Source organism: Microvirga guangxiensis (genome assembly GCF_900102135.1).
GTDB classification, from domain to species: Bacteria; Pseudomonadota; Alphaproteobacteria; order Rhizobiales; family Beijerinckiaceae; genus Microvirga; species Microvirga guangxiensis.
On record NZ_FMVJ01000004.1, the window covers coordinates 151,006 to 168,544 of the forward strand.

15 protein-coding genes are annotated in these 17,539 nt (G+C 64.0%); 8 read left to right on the plus strand and 7 right to left on the minus strand.

Annotated elements, in window-relative coordinates; genetic code table 11:
* Positions 1-69: 69 nt before the first annotated feature.
* Positions 70-2,589 (minus strand): ABC transporter ATP-binding protein, encoded by a 2,520-nt coding sequence (locus BLP10_RS07195; RefSeq protein ID WP_091132659.1) that lies wholly within the window; start codon positions 2,587-2,589, stop codon positions 70-72.
* A 167-nt stretch (positions 2,590-2,756) separates the two neighbouring features.
* Between BLP10_RS07195 and BLP10_RS07200 the strand changes: the two genes are divergently transcribed.
* From BLP10_RS07200 to BLP10_RS07210, 3 genes are all read left to right on the plus strand, one after another.
* Complete coding sequence (locus BLP10_RS07200; protein ID WP_091132663.1) at positions 2,757-3,311, plus strand: tetratricopeptide repeat protein; 555 nt, start codon at positions 2,757-2,759, stop codon at positions 3,309-3,311.
* 59 nt (positions 3,312-3,370) lie between these two features.
* On the plus strand, positions 3,371-3,757 hold the full coding sequence (locus BLP10_RS07205) for a YkvA family protein (RefSeq protein WP_091132667.1): 387 nt from the start codon (positions 3,371-3,373) through the stop codon (positions 3,755-3,757).
* Between the two features lie 78 nt (positions 3,758-3,835).
* On the plus strand, positions 3,836-4,333 hold the full coding sequence (locus BLP10_RS07210; protein WP_091132670.1) for an MmcB family DNA repair protein: 498 nt from the start codon (positions 3,836-3,838) through the stop codon (positions 4,331-4,333).
* A gap of 23 nt (positions 4,334-4,356) precedes the next feature.
* Here the strand turns inward: BLP10_RS07210 and BLP10_RS07215 are convergent, their stop codons facing one another.
* The gene (locus tag BLP10_RS07215; protein WP_139165443.1) at positions 4,357-4,914 is read right to left on the minus strand and encodes an ActR/PrrA/RegA family redox response regulator transcription factor; all 558 of its coding nucleotides are present in this window, start codon (positions 4,912-4,914) and stop codon (positions 4,357-4,359) included.
* Between the two features lie 59 nt (positions 4,915-4,973).
* Entirely contained in the window at positions 4,974-6,350 is a 1,377-nt protein-coding gene (locus BLP10_RS07220) for an ActS/PrrB/RegB family redox-sensitive histidine kinase (protein WP_091132677.1), read from the minus strand.
* 244 nt (positions 6,351-6,594) lie between these two features.
* Between BLP10_RS07220 and BLP10_RS07225 the strand changes: the two genes are divergently transcribed.
* The 3 genes from BLP10_RS07225 to BLP10_RS07235 all read left to right on the plus strand — a co-directional run bounded on the left by BLP10_RS07225 (position 6,595) and on the right by BLP10_RS07235 (position 9,953).
* On the plus strand, positions 6,595-7,824 hold the full coding sequence (locus tag BLP10_RS07225) for a polyhydroxyalkanoate depolymerase (RefSeq protein ID WP_091132680.1): 1,230 nt from the start codon (positions 6,595-6,597) through the stop codon (positions 7,822-7,824).
* A gap of 109 nt (positions 7,825-7,933) precedes the next feature.
* The gene (locus BLP10_RS07230; protein ID WP_091133491.1) at positions 7,934-8,677 is read left to right on the plus strand and encodes a M48 family metallopeptidase; all 744 of its coding nucleotides are present in this window, start codon (positions 7,934-7,936) and stop codon (positions 8,675-8,677) included.
* 82 nt (positions 8,678-8,759) lie between these two features.
* Entirely contained in the window at positions 8,760-9,953 is a 1,194-nt protein-coding gene (locus BLP10_RS07235) for a multidrug effflux MFS transporter (protein WP_091133493.1), read from the plus strand.
* 4 nt (positions 9,954-9,957) lie between these two features.
* Here BLP10_RS07235 and BLP10_RS07240 read toward each other — a convergent pair whose 3' ends face one another.
* From BLP10_RS07240 to BLP10_RS07255, 4 genes are all read right to left on the minus strand, one after another.
* Complete coding sequence (locus tag BLP10_RS07240) at positions 9,958-10,290, minus strand: DUF1330 domain-containing protein (protein WP_091132684.1); 333 nt, start codon at positions 10,288-10,290, stop codon at positions 9,958-9,960.
* A gap of 84 nt (positions 10,291-10,374) precedes the next feature.
* Positions 10,375-12,507: a transglycosylase domain-containing protein gene (locus BLP10_RS07245; RefSeq protein WP_091132687.1), complete on the minus strand. Its 2,133-nt coding sequence runs from the start codon at positions 12,505-12,507 to the stop codon at positions 10,375-10,377.
* Positions 12,508-12,682: 175 nt separating this feature from the next.
* Positions 12,683-14,125, minus strand: coding sequence for a UdgX family uracil-DNA binding protein (locus tag BLP10_RS07250; RefSeq protein ID WP_091132690.1), 1,443 nt, complete (start codon positions 14,123-14,125; stop codon positions 12,683-12,685).
* Positions 14,126-14,231: 106 nt separating this feature from the next.
* Positions 14,232-15,446, minus strand: a complete 1,215-nt coding sequence (locus BLP10_RS07255) for a putative DNA modification/repair radical SAM protein (protein WP_091132693.1) — start codon at positions 15,444-15,446, stop codon at positions 14,232-14,234.
* 227 nt (positions 15,447-15,673) lie between these two features.
* On the opposite strand from BLP10_RS07255, the gene BLP10_RS07260 reads away from it, so the two are divergent.
* Positions 15,674-16,219: a TRAP transporter small permease gene (locus BLP10_RS07260; protein ID WP_091132696.1), complete on the plus strand. Its 546-nt coding sequence runs from the start codon at positions 15,674-15,676 to the stop codon at positions 16,217-16,219.
* A gap of 3 nt (positions 16,220-16,222) precedes the next feature.
* Entirely contained in the window at positions 16,223-17,539 is a 1,317-nt protein-coding gene (locus BLP10_RS07265) for a TRAP transporter large permease (protein WP_091132699.1), read from the plus strand.

The following is a 17,539-nucleotide window of genomic DNA, read 5'->3' on the forward strand; positions in this document are numbered from 1 at the left end:
CGTATATGTGCGATGCCGCACATGACAATCAGATGACCCCAGCTCTTTCGGATAAGCAAGTCGGGGCTGTCATGCACTCAGCGCCTCCGGTTGTCGCAAGCGGGGAACCACGACGGGCTCGCCCCGCTCGAAACGGATAACGGCATCGAAGGGCGGTTGATCCATGGCAGGTGAGATAGCGGGCGTGACGATGACCAGCCCGCGCCCGACCATGGAGCGGCGAAGCGCCGCCACCAGCCGGTCGGCTGCGGGACCGGGCAGGCCGTCGAGCGCCCTCTGGACGACCAGGACGCTCGGACGGCGCACGAGGCAGCGCACCAGATCCACGGCGGCGATTTCGGTCAGGCTGAGGTCGTCGCCCTGCACGTCGATGGGAAGATCGAGGCCGATGCGAGAGACTTCTCCATCGAGGCCGCGCTCGGTGAGAACCCGGCGGATGACGCCCTGCACGGCTTCCGCCGCGCCCGCCTGATCCGCCGCGATGCGCCCGAACAGCAGGTTGTCCTGCACGCTCGCGGCGCTGCAGAACTGCGCCTGATCGTAGAATTCGATGGCCGGACGGAGGCTGACCGGAAGCATGCGGGCGAAATCGCTGCGCGCGGTCAGGATGCGCGCCTCGAGCGCCTCGTCGACCAGGCCCAGGCGGTGACGGCTTTCGTTGTAGCGCAGCGCCAGGCCGATCAGGCGCTCCTGATCGCGTCCGGGACGCCGCAGGCCGCTCTGACGCTCCACAAGATCCTGGAAGTAGGGGCGGTCGGATGCGGAGAAGAACGAGAAGCGCTCGAAGAGCGGGTGTCCGTCCGGGATGTCGGCGAAGATCTCCACCATGCTGGTGGCGATCGACAGGCCGATGCCGCTCAAGGTCTTCGTGAGGTCGTTGGCTTCGAGGAGCGCGCGCACGAAGGGATGGGCGGAGAGCTGGTCCTGCTGGAACGTGTCGCCGACCGGCTGACCGAACAGAAGGTTCTCGCCGATGGTGGCGTAGCGGTTGTAGCGCGCGGCATCGAAGGGATCGACGAAGCGGTCGAGCTGCTCCTCGCGCAGGGCGGCCTGCACCAGGCGGCGCGCTGTCACGATGGCCTCCGCGATCGCGGGCTCGCGCTTGGGGTCGAGGGTGCCGGACAAGCCGCGCGCATGGGTCAGGCGGTCGAGCCCCGCGACCGTGATGGCATCCCAGAGACGATGCTCGCGCTCCTCGGGCGGCGCGGAGCAGCCGTAGAGCAGGTTTTCCCGCAGGCTGCCCTCGATGAGCACCGTGTCGCCCGCGATGGCGATGCGCTGGCTGCGCTCGAGGGGATTGGCCTCGATCAGATCGACGCCGCCATAGGTGACGTGCCCGACTGACGGATGAAGCTGGCCGCTCATGAGGGCGGCGAGAAGGCGCGGCCCGGAATCCCCGTCGCCCACGAGAGCTACGTGCGACGGGAAGGCGAGGTTCAGGTTGACCCCCGTGATCCGTGCGCCGCTTGCGGGATCGTAGGCCGAGACGCCCTGCGCCACGAGCGCGCCGTTCTCCGGCAGGGAGGCTTTGCCCTTCTTGGCGTCGCGCGGCTTCAGGGCAGCAAGGGTTTTGGCCACGTCCGACAGCAGGGCGCGGGCCCGCGAGGCCATCCGGTGCCATTGCACGAGCTCGCGCACTCCATAGGCCGCGAGCGCGGAAGCAAGAGAGCAGGCCGCGACCATGCCGGCCGTCAGCGGGCGATCCTGCGCAAACCACGCGCCGAGCGCCAGCACCGCGACGGGCGCCAGCATGAGGACGATGGCCGAGGTGGAATCGACAAGCGCCAGGCGGTACTCGCGCCGCGCCACCGGACGATGGCCTTCGACGAGAAGATTGCGCACCCGGTCCCGTTCGTAAAAGCCGGTGCCGTGGGCGCGCATGGCCGGGATGCGGTGCTCGAGGCCTGCGAGAACGCCCTCGGCCAACGCGCCCTCCCGGTGCCGTGCGGCAGTGGCGTCGAACCGAAGCAGCGCGCGGCGCGCATTCAGGATGGCGCCGATGGTCAGAACCACGGCGAGGGTGGCGCCGAGCGACCAATCCATCACGAGCACATAGGCAAAGCACAGGCCGATCATGCCGCCGATCTTGACGGGGACGAAGAGGCTCAGGCCCAGCACGGAATTCTCGCGGGCAAGCCCGTGGGCGGCAAGCGTCGTTGCCGTTGAAAGATCGTCCTGCGCCGAGGGCGGGGCCTTGAGGATGGCGTCCAGGGTCAGGGAGCGCAGTTTGGCCAGGGCCCGCGAGCCGATGCTGACGGCGATTCCGTCGAGGGGGACCAGCAGCAGCGCGATGAGAACGGGAACGAGCACGATGCCGCCGATCGAGGCGAGCGCGAAGGCTTCCGGGCCGAGGGTGATGCCGGGGAACAGAACCAGCGGTTCCGGCCAGAGGCTGGCGGGAGGAGCGAGCGCGATGCGCAGCAACGTGCCCGGCGTCGAGCCGCCGCCCGCAACGGCGCGATCCACGACGGTGCGGATCAATTCCAGGCCGACGATCAGGCAGAAGCCGGCAAGAAGCAGGAGTCCGAAGCCGAGGACGTGACGGAATGGAGAAGCCTTCCAGGCCAGGCGCAACGGGTCGCGCTCCATGACATCCCCCCAGGTTATTGTCTCATGTGCCGAATTTGGAGGTGAAACTAGCGAAGCCCGGCCATTCCGGCCAGTCCAATCTCTGTGATTGGCCCCTCGTCGCCCCGGTTATCGCCCCTATGTGACCCTTCCATCCGCATTTTCAGAGAGGGTGATCAGGCTCCATTATGTCGTCGTCCCTGCCGGTCGATCCGGTTTTCCAGCTCATCCTCGAAGTTCCCGGGCTCACACCGTCGCCTGCTCTGCCGAGCCGCCTGAAGGGGCTTTTCAGGGAATTGTCGCAAACGGATCCCGCCCGTCCGGTGGAAGATATCGAAGACCAGATATGGACGCTCTGGAGCGCTCACGGGGACCGGGTGGCGGAGGAAACGCTGGCGGCTGCCGTGGAGGCGATCGCATCGGGCGAATTGCAGAAGGCCAGGCCCCTGCTCGATCACCTCGTGATCAAGCATCCCGACTGGGCCGAGGCCTGGAACAAGCGCGCGACGCTCGCCTATATCGAGAAACGCGACGCGGACAGCCTGCTCGATATCGCCCAGACCTTGAGGCTGGAGCCTCGCCATTTCGGCGCCATCTCGAGCTTCGGCAACGTGTGCCTGCGCAACGGCCATCTCAACGAGGCCCGCGCGGCCTTTCAGATCGCGCTCGCCATCAATCCGCACATGGACGAACTGCACGACCTGCTGGAGAACCTGTCCCCGCACAATCTGATGCTGCATTGATCGCGCAACGCCTCCATGGGTATTGCCGGCGCTCGTGCATGAGCGCCGGAAGGCGGGACATGACATTCGGAGCACGGCTGAAGGAGTGGGCGCGCGCGATCAGGCAGGATGTGCTCGCGCTCTACATCGCGGCCCGGGACCCCCGCGTGCCATGGTATGTGAAGGCCGCAGCCATGGCGATTGCCGCCTACGCACTCAGCCCGATCGACCTCATCCCGGATTTCATCCCGGTGCTGGGCTATCTCGATGAGGTGATCATCCTGCCTGTGGCCCTTGCGCTCGTGATCAGGATGATCCCGGAGCCGCTGATGGCGGAGTTCCGCGAGGCCGCGCGGAAGCGGTCGGAGCGTCCTGTAAGCCGCATGGCGGCAGCAGCGATCATCGTTCTCTGGATTGCAACGGCTGGCCTGCTTCTCTGGGTCCTGTGGCCCGCACCGGCCTCATGAGGGACAGCGCCGGCAAGCCCGCTCCATGCGCGACATTCCTGTCGTTGCAGGCATGGGCGGAGCGGTTACTCTGCGCCCATGTCCGATTCGTCAGCCGCTCGCATCTCCACCATCATCCTTCCCGCCGACGGGCGGCAATCGCCCGTGGCCGCCGGCATCCAGCGTGGCGTGCGGCGGCTGTTTGCGGAACTCGGTCATGTGACGCTGCCTGAATTTACCCTAGCGAACGGGCGGCGCGCCGATCTCATCGCGCTCGCGCCCGACGGGTCGCTGACCATCATCGAGATCAAGTCGAGCGTTGCGGATTTCCGTGCCGACCGCAAATGGCCCGATTACGAGGACTTCTGCGACCGGTTCTATTTCGCCATTCCGGAAACGGTGCCCTTCGACATTCTTCCCGAGGATCGCGGGCTCATCATCGCCGACAGTTTCGGGGCGGCGGTGATGCGGGAATCCCTGCATCATCCGCTTGCCGGCGCGCGCCGCAAGGCGGTGACCCTGCGCTTCGCCCACGCGGCGGCATCGGCCCTGCACGCGCTGGCCGATCCGGACAGGATCGCTGACGGACGCCTTTAGGATTTTACCGCGGTGCGCAGCTTCTACCGCGGTGCGCGCTTGGCGAGAATCCGCTGCAGGGTGCGGCGGTGCATGTTGAGCCGGCGCGCGGTTTCGGAGACGTTGCGGCCGCACAATTCGTAGACCCGCTGAATGTGCTCCCAGCGCACCCGATCGGCGGACATGGGATTTTCCGGCGGCAGCGCACGTTCGCCCGGATGGGCCATGAGAGCCGCATGGATCTCATCCGCATCGGCGGGCTTGGCGAGATAATCGAACGCGCCCATCTTCACCGCCGTCACGGCGGTGGCGATGTTGCCGTATCCGGTGAGAATGACGCCGCGTGCATCGGGGCGGCGATTCTTCAGACGCTCGATCACATCGAGACCGTTGCCGTCGCCGAGCCGCATGTCGATCACGGCGAAAGCCGGAGGCTCGTTGTCGATCGCAGCGATGCCATCGGCCACGCTTTCGGCAACGCGCACCTGATAGCCGCGGCCTTCCATGGCGCGGGCGAGACGGGTCGAGAAGGGCCGGTCGTCATCAACGATCAACAGGCTCTTGTCTGTCCGATCCTCGAACGCAACAGGCGCATCGGCCATCAGAACATCTCCTTGCATTGGGAAAATTCCTTCCTGGAAAGCAGGCCCAAGAGCCTGTTCTACATATGGGAATTCTTCCTCTGTTCTTTGAGAGTCCCCTTGGAGTCTCCCTGCGGCGAAATTGCCGCACCCTTTTCAAACGCATGACGCGGCCAAACGATCCGGGCGATGGCTCCGGTCGCGGGCGGAGCGGCGTTCGTGAGGGTCAGTTCGGCCCCCGATCGTTCGATCAAAGTCTTGGCTATGAAGAGTCCTAAGCCCAACCCTCCACCTTCGTCTAAGTTGGTTTCAGTGCGTTCCGCCGCGCTGCGGGTCGTGACGTAGGGCTCTCCCACACGAAGCAGAATATCGGGCGCGTAGCCGGGTCCGTCATCGCGGATCTCGATGAAAACCTCGTGAGGAGACCAGCAGGCCTCGATGGTGACCTGGCTCTCGGCAAAGTCGGTGGCGTTGTCGAGAATGTTGGAGAGGCCGTAGACCACGCCTGGATTGCGGCGTCCCATGGGCTCGGGGCCCTCGCCGTGGGCCTTAACCCGCACGTCGAATCCCACCGCCCGCTGGGGCTCGACGATCTCTTCGACCAGATGGCTGAGCGCGATCGTCTCCAGGAAACCCTCGTCCTCCTCTCCCATGGACGTGAGCTTGGTCAGGATCGAGCGGCAGCGGTCCACCTGCTCCTGGAGGAGGCGCAGGTCATCTGCCACAGGGCCCTCCTTCGGCAAGGTATGGCCGAGCTCCTTGGACACCAGCGCGATGGTGGCAAGCGGCGTTCCGAGTTCATGGGCGGCTGCGGCGGCGAGGCCGTCGAGCTGCGAAAGATGCTGCTCCCTGGCCAAGACGAGTTCGGTGGCGGCGAGAGCCTGCGCGAGCTGGCGCGCCTCCTCCGCCACGCGCCAGGCGTAGATGCCGGTAAAGACCGTTCCCAGCAGGATCGCGGTCCAGATTCCCGACACGTAGAGGAAGGGCAGGCTCAGACTCTGCCCCGGGAACCAGGGCAGGGGGCGGTGGGCGAGCACGAGACAGGTGGCGCAGCCCACCGCCAGCAGGCCGAGAGCGAGGGTCCGTTCCGGAGTGAGCGCGGTCGCGGAGATCAGCACCGGCGCGAGGAACAGCATGGCGAAGGGGTTTTCCAATCCGCCGGTGAGATAGAGCAGGGCCGCCAGCTGCAGGATGTCGAAGGCAAGCAGCGCCGTGGCCGCGTTGTCGCCGAGGCGGTAGCTTGCGGGAAACTGGATGCGCAGCAGCAGGTTGGTCCAGACCGAGACGGCTATGACCAGAAAGCACAGCTCGAAGGGCAGCGGGAAGCCGAGACCGAAGCGCACGCCGGCGACGGCCGCCGATTGCCCTGCGATGGCCAGCCAGCGAAGCCTGACAAGAGTGTCGAGACGCAGCTGACGCGGAGAGGGTTTGAGGTTGTTGGCTGGAATGGCGACCATGAACGAACAGAATAGGGTTTGGAAGCTGTTCGCCAAGCAACGCGCGAAGCAACGGGATAGAGGCAGAAAATCCTAAAAAATATTCGAAGGGATATGTCGGAAGAGGTATGGCGCAAGGAAAGACGGCCAACCGATAAGCTGGTTGCAATATTTAAGGGGAACTTTAATCTAAAAATTACGGTTGAGGATAAAGCCTACCCTGCAGCAAGGGAGAAGATGGGCACCCAGCCTTTGGGGACATATAATGAATTTTTCTTATTACTGGTACGATACCGCGCATTGGCTTTTGAGTCCCGCCCGCGCAGCTTCCGATATTACAAGGCTCTTCTTCGACAATCCCGGCAACCCGCTGACCAACACTCCCTACGGGCGCACCGTTTCGGCTGCGTGCGAGCTGTTCGAGCGCACCACCCGCCGTTACACCAAACCGACCTTCGGTTTCGACACCACGACCATCGGCAACGAGGACGTGACGGTGACCGAAGAGATCGTGTGGGAGCGTCCCTTCTGCCGGGTCATCTCCTTCGAGCGTGACCATTCCTTGGCTGCGAATCAGCCCAAGCTCCTGATCGTCGCGCCCATGTCCGGCCACTACGCCACGCTCCTGCGCGGCACGGTGGAGACCTTCCTGCCCACCCATCGGGTGATGATCACCGACTGGGCCGATGCAAGCATGGTGCCCCTGGCCGACGGCCGCTTCGACCTGGACGATTACATCGACTACCTCAAGGCCATGTTCCGGGAGTTCGGCCCTGATCTCCATGTCATGGCCGTATGCCAACCGGCCGTGCCTGTGGTGGCCGCCGTTGCGCGTCTCGAGGCCGAGAACGATCCCGGCATCCCGCGGTCCATGATCCTCATGGGCGGACCCATCGACACCCGCCGCTCGCCCACCGCCGTGAACCGGCTGGCGGAAGAGCGCGGCATCGAGTGGTTCAAGCAGCATTGCATCGTCAAGGTGCCCCCGAGCCATCCGGGTTTCTGGCGCGATGTCTATCCGGGCTTCCTGCAGCTTTCGGGCTTCATGGCCATGAACATGGACCGGCACCTCAGCGCCCATTGGGAGATGTTCAACCATCTCGTCGAGGGCGACGGCGATTCGGCCGAGAAGCACCGCGATTTCTATGACGAGTATCTGGCCGTCATGGACCTGACCGCCGAGTTCTACCTGCAGACGGTGGAGAAGGTATTCGTGAAGCACGAGCTGCCGAAGGGCGAGATGCTGCACCGGGGCGAGCCGGTCGATCTCATGGCGATCCGCCGTTGCGCCATCATGGCCATCGAAGGCGAGCGGGATGACATTTCAGGTGTAGGCCAGACCCTGGCCGCCATCGATTTGACACCCAACCTTCCCTCGGACAAGAAACTCTATCACCTGCAGGCCGGGGTCGGGCATTATGGCGTCTTCAACGGTTCTCGCTTCAGGGCTCAGATCGCTCCTCGAATCGTTGAATTCGTGGAAAAGCACGCCTGAGAACGAGCCCTCAGGATCGCGTCAAGAGCCCAAGTCCGTTCTTGATGCGTTCCTGGGAGCGGCAAACGGCTGCGCTGACAGAATCGACGTAAACGGGCAGATTGCGGACATGAAATCCGCCCTGTTTCGCCGCGTTCCTGCGGACCCACCACATTTGAAAGTTTCCCATGAGGGCCAGGTATTTAAGGTGGCCCTCAAGCGCCGTCCGACCGCGAAGCGGATCACGCTGCGCGTGTCCCACGCGACCGGCGAGGTCGTGCTCACCATTCCTGAGCGCACCGATGTAGGCTTGGCCCAGAAGTTTGCCGACAGCCACAGCCCATGGATCGCAAGCCGCCTCGCCAAGGTGCCGGAACGGGTGCCTTTCGAGCCGGGGGAGCTCGTCCCCTTGAGGGGCGTGCTGCACCGTATCGTGCATTGGTCGTCGATTCGCGGAGTCACGCAGGCCACGCACGACAATGCGGGCCATCCGATCATTGCCGTCACGGGCGAGACCGCCCATGTGGCCCGCCGCGTGCGCGACTTCCTCGAGACCGAGGCCAAGCGCGACTTCGCGCTCGCCGTGAAGAAGCATACGGCTCAGCTTGGCGTCCCCGCCAAGCGCATCACCGTGCGCGACACCAAGAGCCGTTGGGGCTCCTGCTCGGCCAATGGCGCGCTCAACTTCTCCTGGCGGCTCATCATGGCCCCGCCCTTCGTGCTGGATTATCTCGCCGCCCACGAGGTCGCGCACCTGCGCGAGCTCAACCATTCCCAGCGCTTCTGGAAGATCACCTACCAGCTTTGCCCGCGCACCGACGAGGCGGAAGCCTGGCTCAAGACCTACGGCAGCGCCCTGCATCGGATCGGGTGAAACACGACCAAGGTCGGCGGATGACAGGAAGGGCTTTTGGGCTTAGTCCCAGCGTGTCCCTTGCAATGTGCCGATCTTGTCCATGCTCAAGCCCGATACCCTGGCTCTTACCGTCGTTCTCGCGTTGCTGACCGCGCTCGGTCCGCTGTCGACGGACATGTATCTGCCCTCACTGCCGGCGATTGCTGCGGGGTTGCAGGCCACCACCGGACAGGCGCAGATGACGCTGTCCGCGTTCCTCTTCGGTTTCGCGGCAGGGCAGTTCTTCTACGGGCCGATTTCCGACAAGGTCGGGCGCAAGCCGATGCTTCTCTTCGGGCTCGGGCTGTTCACGCTGGCCAGCCTCATCTGCGCGCTCGCGCCCAATATCGAAACTCTCATCGCAGCACGCTTCCTGCAGGCGCTCGGCGCATCCGGTCCCATCGTTCTCGGTCGCGCCATCGTGCGCGATTTCTACGAGGGCCCGCGCGCCGGCAAGGAATTGTCGCGCATGGGCTCGATCATGGGCGTCGTGCCCGCCATCGCCCCGGTCTTCGGCGGGCTTATCGCGCAGTTCTACGAGTGGCGCGTGACCTTCGGCGTGATGCTTCTCTGCGGCATCGCTCTCGCCGTCATCGTTCTGACGCGCCTGCCGGAAAGCATCCGCGCGAAATCCTCTCACCCGATCTCGTTCGCCTCGATCCTGCGCGGTTTCGGCGTGCTGCTGCGGCATCCCGGCTATCGCACCTATGTGAGCTTCTCGATGCTCGCCTATGGCGGATTGTTCGCGTTCATCTCCGGCTCGTCCTTCGTGCTTCAGGGCGTCTACCGTCTCGATGAATTGTCCTACGCGTTCTCCTTCGCCTTCATGGTGATCGGCTATATCGGCGGCACGTTCCTGGCGCAGTTTCTCGTCGGCAGGCGCGGTCTCGACGGCACGATCCGGTTCGGCGTGACGAGCCTTGCCATCGGCGGCGTGCTGATGCTCGCCCTCGTCGCACTCGGCGTTCCGTCATCCTTCGCGATCACAGGGCCCATGGCGATCTATGCCATGGGCGTCGGCCTCACGATGCCCCAGGCCATGGCCTCGGCCTTGATGCCATTTCCCGATCGCGCAGGCGCGGCTTCGTCCCTGCTCGGCATCTGTCAGATGACGTTCGCCGCCATTCTCGGAATCGTGTTGGGACAGAACCTCGGCGGCTCCGCCCTGCCGCTGCCGACGGCCATCGCGGGCACCGGCGTGCTGGCGCTTCTGGTGTTTGCGGCAACGGGAAGGGCGCGGGAAAAGGCAGCGTGAGATTTCACGCGGCCACGGCATTCAGAATGTCGGTTGCCCGATGGTCGGGGGAAACGCCTTCGATGAGGATGACGTCGCCTTTTGAGTTGCTGGTCCGAAGGGGCAGGATGTCCCGATAGGCGGAAGAGGCATACCACGCGCGGGCGCTCTCCATATTCGGGAACCCGATCATGATCAGGTCTCCCGACCACGCGCCCTCCAGCCGCTCCACGGGACCACCGTGAATCAGGAAATGGCCGTTGAACGGCTCCAGGGTCGCGTCGATCCTCTTGATATACTCGACGATCTCCGGGCCCATGACGACATCGGTGAGGCGGGCAACGGCATAAGCGGACATGGCATGCTCCTTGGCTTGATCACGGAGCCAGCATGCCGTGCCTGGGGAGGCGTGGCGATTACGTCTCAGGTAATGTGTCCGGGCTTAAAGCCCGAACAGCTTTTCGAAGAAGTTCTTCTCGCGCGAATTGGCGCGGCGCTGAGGCTGGGGCGGAACCCAGGCGTCGCTGTCGCCGGCATTGGCATAACGCGGATCGCCGCCCGCATCGGCCACCGGCACGTCGCTGCGGAATCGCTCGCTTCCGGGCAGCGCGACGGGCTGCTTGTCCTTCAGGGCGATCTTCATGAAGTTGTGCCAGACCTCCGTGGGGAGGTTGCCGCCGGTCACGCGCTTGGTGAGGGCGCCGTCGTCGTTGCCGAGCCATACGCCCGCCACGAGATTGCCGGTGAAGCCCATAAACCAGGCATCCTTGTAATCGTCCGTCGTGCCCGTCTTGCCGGCCATGGGCCAGCCGGGGATCTGCGCCTTGCGCGCGGTGCCGATCACGAAGGTGTTGTGCATCATCTCGTTCATCATCGCGACCGCCGCGGGATCGATGACGCGGCCGAGGCCGCCTGCGGATGACGGGCGCTTGTAGATGATCTTGCCGTCCAGCGTCTTCACTTCGCTGATCACGTAAGGCGTGACGCCGATGCCGCCATTGGCGAAGGCCGCATAGGCCGAGACGAGCTCGAGCGGCGTCACCTCCGAGGTGCCGAGCGCGAGCGAGCCGTTCGCCTGAAGCGGAGACGTGATGCCGAGCCGCTGCGCTGTCTGCGCCACCGTTTTCGGCCCGACCTCCATGTTGAGCTTGACGGCGGTGGTATTGAGCGAGAGCGCCAGCGCGTCGCGCATGGCGATGGGGCCGCGGTACTTGCGGTCGTAGTTCTGCGGCGCCCAGCCCCTGTAGTTCACGGGGCCGTCCTCCAGGACCATGTCGGGCGTGTAGCCGCGTTCCACCGCGGCGAGATAGACGAAGGGCTTGAAGGACGAGCCCGGCTGGCGGCGGGCGGCGGTGGCCCGGTTGAACTGGCTCGCCTCGTAATTGCGCCCGCCGACGAGGGCCTGCACGCCGCCATCCGGCTTCATGGCCACGAGGGCGCCCTGGCTCACGTTGAACTTCTGGCCCTTGGCGTTGAGCTCGTCCACCAGTGCGCGCTCGGCGGCGGCCTGCATCGTCGGGTCGATGGTGGTGAAGACGGCGATGTCCGTGTCGATGGTGCCGACGAAATCGTCGAGCACGTCCATCACGTAGTCCGCCGCGTAATTGGCCGAGCCCGCACCGTTCGGCTTGATCGGCTCGGCGGGCTGGCCGAGGGCGGTTTTCGTCATGTCGGGCGTGATGAAGCCCAGTTCCTTCATCGCCGCGATCACGAGTTCCGCACGGGCCTGCGCCGCTTTCGGATTGCGGTTGGGTGCAAGGCGCGAGGGCGACTGCACGAGGCCCGCGAGCACGGCGGCCTCGGAGAGCGATACGTGGCGCGCGGACTTGCCGTAATAGCGCTGGGCGGCGGCTTCCACGCCGTAAGCGCCTGCACCGAAATAGACGCGGTTAAGATAGAGCTCGAGGATCTGGTCCTTCGAGTAGTTGCGCTCCAGCCATAGCGCCAGGATCGCCTCCTGGATCTTACGGGAGGCGGTGCGCTCCTGGGTCAGGAATAGGTTCTTGGCGAGCTGCTGGGTCAGGGTCGAGCCGCCCTGCAGGCCGCCGGAGCGGCTGAGATTGCGATAGACGGCGCGGGAGATGCCCACGGGATCGATGCCGAAGTGATCGTAGAAGCGCCGGTCCTCGATGGCCACGAATGCCTTCGGCAGATAGGGCGGGAGCTCCTTCAGGATGACCGTGCGCCCGCCCGTCTCGCCCCGGTTGGTGATCAGCGAGCCGTCATTGGCCAGGATGGCGATGTTCGGCGGACGCTTCGGCACGGAGAGCTGGTCGATGGGGGGCAGCTGCGAGGCGTAATAGGCCACGATGCCGCCCACGGCGATGATGCCCCAGAGGCCGAGCACGACGCCCGCATAGATGAGCTTGCCCAGGAATGAGCGGCCCTTGCGCTTGGATTTCTTCGGGCTTGACCCGCGGCGCGGCCGCCTGCCCCCGTCGTCCTGCCTGGAAGCGCGCCGTCTCGTCATGGATCCCCCTGCCCGGTCCTCGGGCGAGAGGTGAAAATCCAGCTCCCCCGCCTCCGCAGCGGGCGCATCGAAAACCGGCTCCCGCCGATCACGTCCGTTCGCCACGTTCCTTGAAACCCCGCATTTTGCTCGATGCCGTTTCGATTCCGGCCTTTGTGCTCTGAGGCACCCTAAATGTGGCGGTTTAAGGGGCGGTTAACCCGTTGAGACACTGGAACGGCCGAGCTTGTACAGGGGGCTTAACCCCCTGTTACTCTCTGAACGGACTGAAAAATACGTCCTATTCCGCCGCGAGCGGCAGCTCTCCGGTATCCAGGTCGGCCTCGGCGAGATCGTGAATGCGGCGCAAATCGTTGAGGAATGCCTCATAGGCCTCGCGCTTCGTCGCCTCGTCGGGCAGGCGCAGCAGATAGCTCGGATGCACGGTGATATAGCCGCGGTAGGGCCCGAACTGCGCGATCCCGCGGGAGCGGGAGATCGGCGTCGACTTGCCCGTGAGCGCCAGGAGAGCGGTTGCGCCGAGAGCCACCACGAGCCTCGGGCGCACCAGCTCCAGCTCCTTCATCAGCCAGGGCCGGTAATGCTTCACCTCGCCGGTGGTGGGTTTCGCGTGGATGCGGCGGTGGCCGCGCTGATCGAATTTGAAATGCTTCACCGCATTGGTGAGGTAAGCCTTGGAACGGTCGATGCCGACCTCGGCCATGGCCTTCGTCAGGAGCTTGCCGGCGGGGCCAACGAAGGGGCGGCCCTGGAGATCCTCCTGATCGCCCGGCTGCTCGCCCACGAACACGATCTCCGCGCGCTTCGGCCCTTCGCCGAAGACGGCCTGCGTTGCGCCGGGCACCAGCGGGCCCGCCTTCGCGATGATGGCGTTGAGTTCCTCGAGGGTCTTGGGCTCCTGATCCCACATGGCCTCGAGGGCTCGTTCCGGTGTGCGTTTAGAGGGCATGGTTGCCTCCTGCTCCATCATGGAATCAACGCGCTGGGAGGCGGTTTGGATCAGTCCGGGAATGGCGGCGGTCTCCGGCAGGTTGCGCCAGTATTTCTTCGGCATCTCGGCCCGCATGGCGGTGGGGTTCACTCGCGCCGGGTTGAACACGCTCTCGTAATAGCCGCGCCATCCCTCCTCGAAACTGTCCTCGTCCGGAGCATCTTCCCGCCGCGCGGGCGGGCCGAAGGTGAGGTCGCGCCGGTCCCAGCGCATGGAGCCGATTGGGGTGAGGATCGTCCAGTCGAGCGAGCGGAAGCGGTCGATGAAGAACGGGGCTGCGGCTTCGAGAATGAAATGGTCCGGTTCGAACCAGGCTGCGAAGCGTTCGAGATGCTCGGTTCTCATGCGGCGGAAGCGCACGAAGGCATACATCTTGTGAAGGTCGCGCCTGACCGCACGCGCCATCATGTCGATGCGGTGCACCAGCGGATCGCTGGCGATTTCCAGAAGATCGCGCTCGCCGTTCAGCACCCGCCAGACAAGCTGGTAGAGCAGGGCATAACGCTCGGGATCGCTGTGGCACACGCACATCTCGATGAGCCGCGCCACGCTTTTGGGCAGCGTGACCGGCGGCGCGTCGTGCAGATCATCGTCGCCGAACAGGCCGGGTGCCTCGTCGAGAGACCAGAGGATGTGCTGAGGAGCAAGCTCCTCCGCCATCAGCCAGCGCACGGCCCGGCGAAAGCCGTCGAGATCCGCGCCATTTTTGAGAGTGATGAGATGAAGGCTCATGCGAACTCTTTCTCTTTAATCCTCGATGAAGTGCAGCTTAAGTGCAGGATCAGACGCTGTTTCCCTCCCCACAAGAGGGAGGAGAGTTCGCGCTGTGCCATCTTCATCATGCGAACAGGCTCAACTGTTGCGGCTTCTCGATCAGGCGCTCGCGCAAATCCTGCCGGTCGAGCTTCTTGTTGGGATGGTAATCGGCGGCGATCAGGAAGGGCTTGGCGCGCTTGAGGCCGGAGGTGAGGCGCGCCACGTCCTCCAGCCGCAAGGTTGTATGCCGGCGCGCCATCACGATCTTGTCCACGGCGCGGGCGCCGAGGCCCGGCACGCGCAGAAGCATCTCGCGCTCGGCTTGGTTCACGTCGACCGGGAAGAGGTGACGGTTCTTGAGTGCCCAGGCGAGTTTGGGATCAACGTCGAGATCGAGCATGCCCTTCTCGGCACTCTCCGCGATCTCCTCGACCTGAAAGCCGTAATAGCGCAGCAGCCAATCGGCCTGATAGAGCCTGCTTTCGCGCATCAGCGGCGGCGATTTCAAGGGCAGGATGGCGCTTGAATCGGGGATCGGACTGAAGGCGGAATAATACACGCGCTTCATGGCGTAATGCCCATAGAGCTTGGCCGAAGTGCGTAGGACATCCGCATCGGTCGTGTCGTCCGCGCCGACGATCATCTGTGTGGTCTGGCCCGCGGGCGAGAAGTGGCGTCGTTCCTCGCGGGCCTCCTCGATGCGCTCGAACATCTGCGCCATGGCGCCCTCGATGGACGCGCCGTCCTTCTCCGGGGCGAGACGCTCCAGGCTTTGCTCCGTCGGGAGTTCGAGATTGATGGACAGGCGATCAGCCCAAAGCCCCGCTTCCTCGATGAGCCAGGGGCTCGCTTCGGGAATGGTTTTCAGATGGATGTAACCGCGAAAACCATGCTCGCGCCGCAGCTTCTTCGCGACGAGGAGCATCTGCTCCATGGTGTAATCGGGGGAGCGGATGATGCCCGAGGACAGGAACAGGCCTTCGATATAGTTGCGCTTGTAGAACTCGATCGTGAGCGTCACCACCTCGTCGACCGAGAACTTGGCCCGCTTCACGTTCGATGTGCGCCGGTTCACGCAATAGGCGCAGTCGAACAGGCAATAATTCGTCAGCAGGATCTTGAGCAGGGAAACGCAACGCCCATCCGGCGTATAGGCGTGGCAGATGCCGGATGCCGTCGTGGACCCCAGGCCGTCGATGTCGGCCTTCCGGCCACCAGCGCCGGAAGAGGAGCAGGAGGCATCGTATTTCGCGGCGTCTGCGAGGATCCGGAGTTTGCGGCTGAGTTTTTCGTCCATGGAATCACAAGCCTTCCGCTGGATTGTTCGTGTTTTGTTCTAGCACGGACAGGCTGAAGAGGCGAGAGTGGATAACGGGTCGGGAGGTCGCATCGGGAATGAGGCAACTGCTCAAAGCCGGAGCAGAAAAGATGCAAGCTTTGGCATTCTTCTCCCTAAAGACCCTTGTCCTAGTCTTCACGAACGGTAATCTCATTGCACAGCTAAGCAGGAAAGCAGCGTATTTCATGATCCGCTCCGCTCTCGACGGCCTTTATCTTCTCGCCGGCTATCTCGCTGGCTTCTTTCTCCTCGTGATCTTCATGCTGATGATGGCTCTGTCGCTGGGCCGGGAGTTCGGACTCAACATTCCCGCCGGCGATGATTTTGCTGCTTGGTCCATGGCGGCCATGGCGTTTCTGGGACTGGCCCATACGTTCAAGTCGGGGGACCTGATCAGGGTCGGGCTTGTTCTTGAGCGGTGGTCAGCAGGGATGCGCCGCATCGTCGAGATCGTCTGCCTGCTCATCGGCACGGCCGTCATCGGGTTCTTTGCATGGCATGCGGTGTTCATGACCTACGACAGCTGGCGCTTCAACGACATCTCGCAAGGCGTGGTCGCCGTTCCGCTCTGGTTCCCGCAACTCGGATATTCCGTGGGTCTCGTGATCCTTGCCATCGCGTTTCTCGACGAACTCATTCATGTCCTGACGGGTCACACGCCACGATATGAGAAACCGCCTGCAGCCACGCCGGAGGAGATCGTGGAACGCGCAGCCGAGAGCGGGATCTGATCGATGTTTGCGGATCTCGGTCTCGTTTCTGTTGCCGCCCTTCTCTTCGGCCTGCTTGCCGTTCTCCTCGCCTTCGGCATCTGGATCGGCATAGCGCTGTTCATCGTCGGGTTCGCGGCAATCCTGTTGGTGACCACCGTTCCGATCGGGCCTGTTCTCGCCACGACCGTTTGGGCCAGTTCCGCGTCCTGGTCTCTCGCAGCGCTGCCGCTGTTCATCTGGATGGGTGAGATCCTGTTCCGGACACGCCTGTCGGAGCAGATGTTTTTGGGGCTCGCGCCCTGGCTCAACTGGCTGCCCGGACGCCTGCTGCATGTGAACGTGGTCGGCTGCGGAATCTTCGCGGCGGTTTCTGGCTCCTCCGCGGCCACCTGCGCGACCGTTGGCAAAATCGCTTTGCCGGAACTCAAGAAGCGCGGCTATGACGAGAGGATGAGCCTCGGCAGCCTTGCAGGCTCCGGCACGCTCGGCTTGCTGATCCCGCCGTCGATTCCGATGGTGGTATATGCCATCGCCGCCAATGTGTCCGTCATTCAGGTGTTCCTTGCAGGCTTCCTGCCAGGCCTTCTCGTGATGGCGCTCTATTCAGGCTACATCCTTGTCTGGTCGACCCTGAACCCCAACAAGTCGCCAAAGCCGGAACCCAGAACGCCCTTCAGCTACAAGCTGCGCCAATCCTCGAAGCTCCTGCCGGTTCTTCTGCTCATCGCCTTCATCTTCTCAGCCCTGATCTTCGGCTGGGCGACCGCGACGGAATGCGCCGCCTGGGGCGTGACGGGGGCTCTCATTCTAGCTTGGTGGTCTGGGACGCTGACCTGGGCAACTTTCCTCGAGAGCGTGCTGAGCGCCACACGCCTCACCGTCACGATCATGATCATCCTGGCGGGAGCGGCCTTCACCACCGCCGCCATGGCCTATACGGGCATCCCCGCAGCGCTTGCATCCTGGGTCGAGTCGCTGCAGCTCTCACCTTACGTGCTGATTGCTGCGCTCACGATCATGTACATCCTTCTAGGGTGTCTCATCGATGGCATTTCGATGATCGTGCTCACCACCGTCGTGGTGCTGCCGATGATCAAGCAGGCTGGCTTTGACCTCATCTGGTTCGGCGTGTTCCTCATTATTCTCGTGGAGATGGCGCAGATCACGCCGCCGGTCGGTTTCAATCTCTTCGTGCTGCAGAATATGAGCGGGCGGGACAGTTTCACGATCGCCAGGGCGGCGCTTCCGTTCTTCTTCCTGCTTGTGGCGGCCGTCGCCATCATCACCGCTTTTCCGGATATCGCGCTGTTCCTGCCAAGACTCGCTTTTCCGGAATAG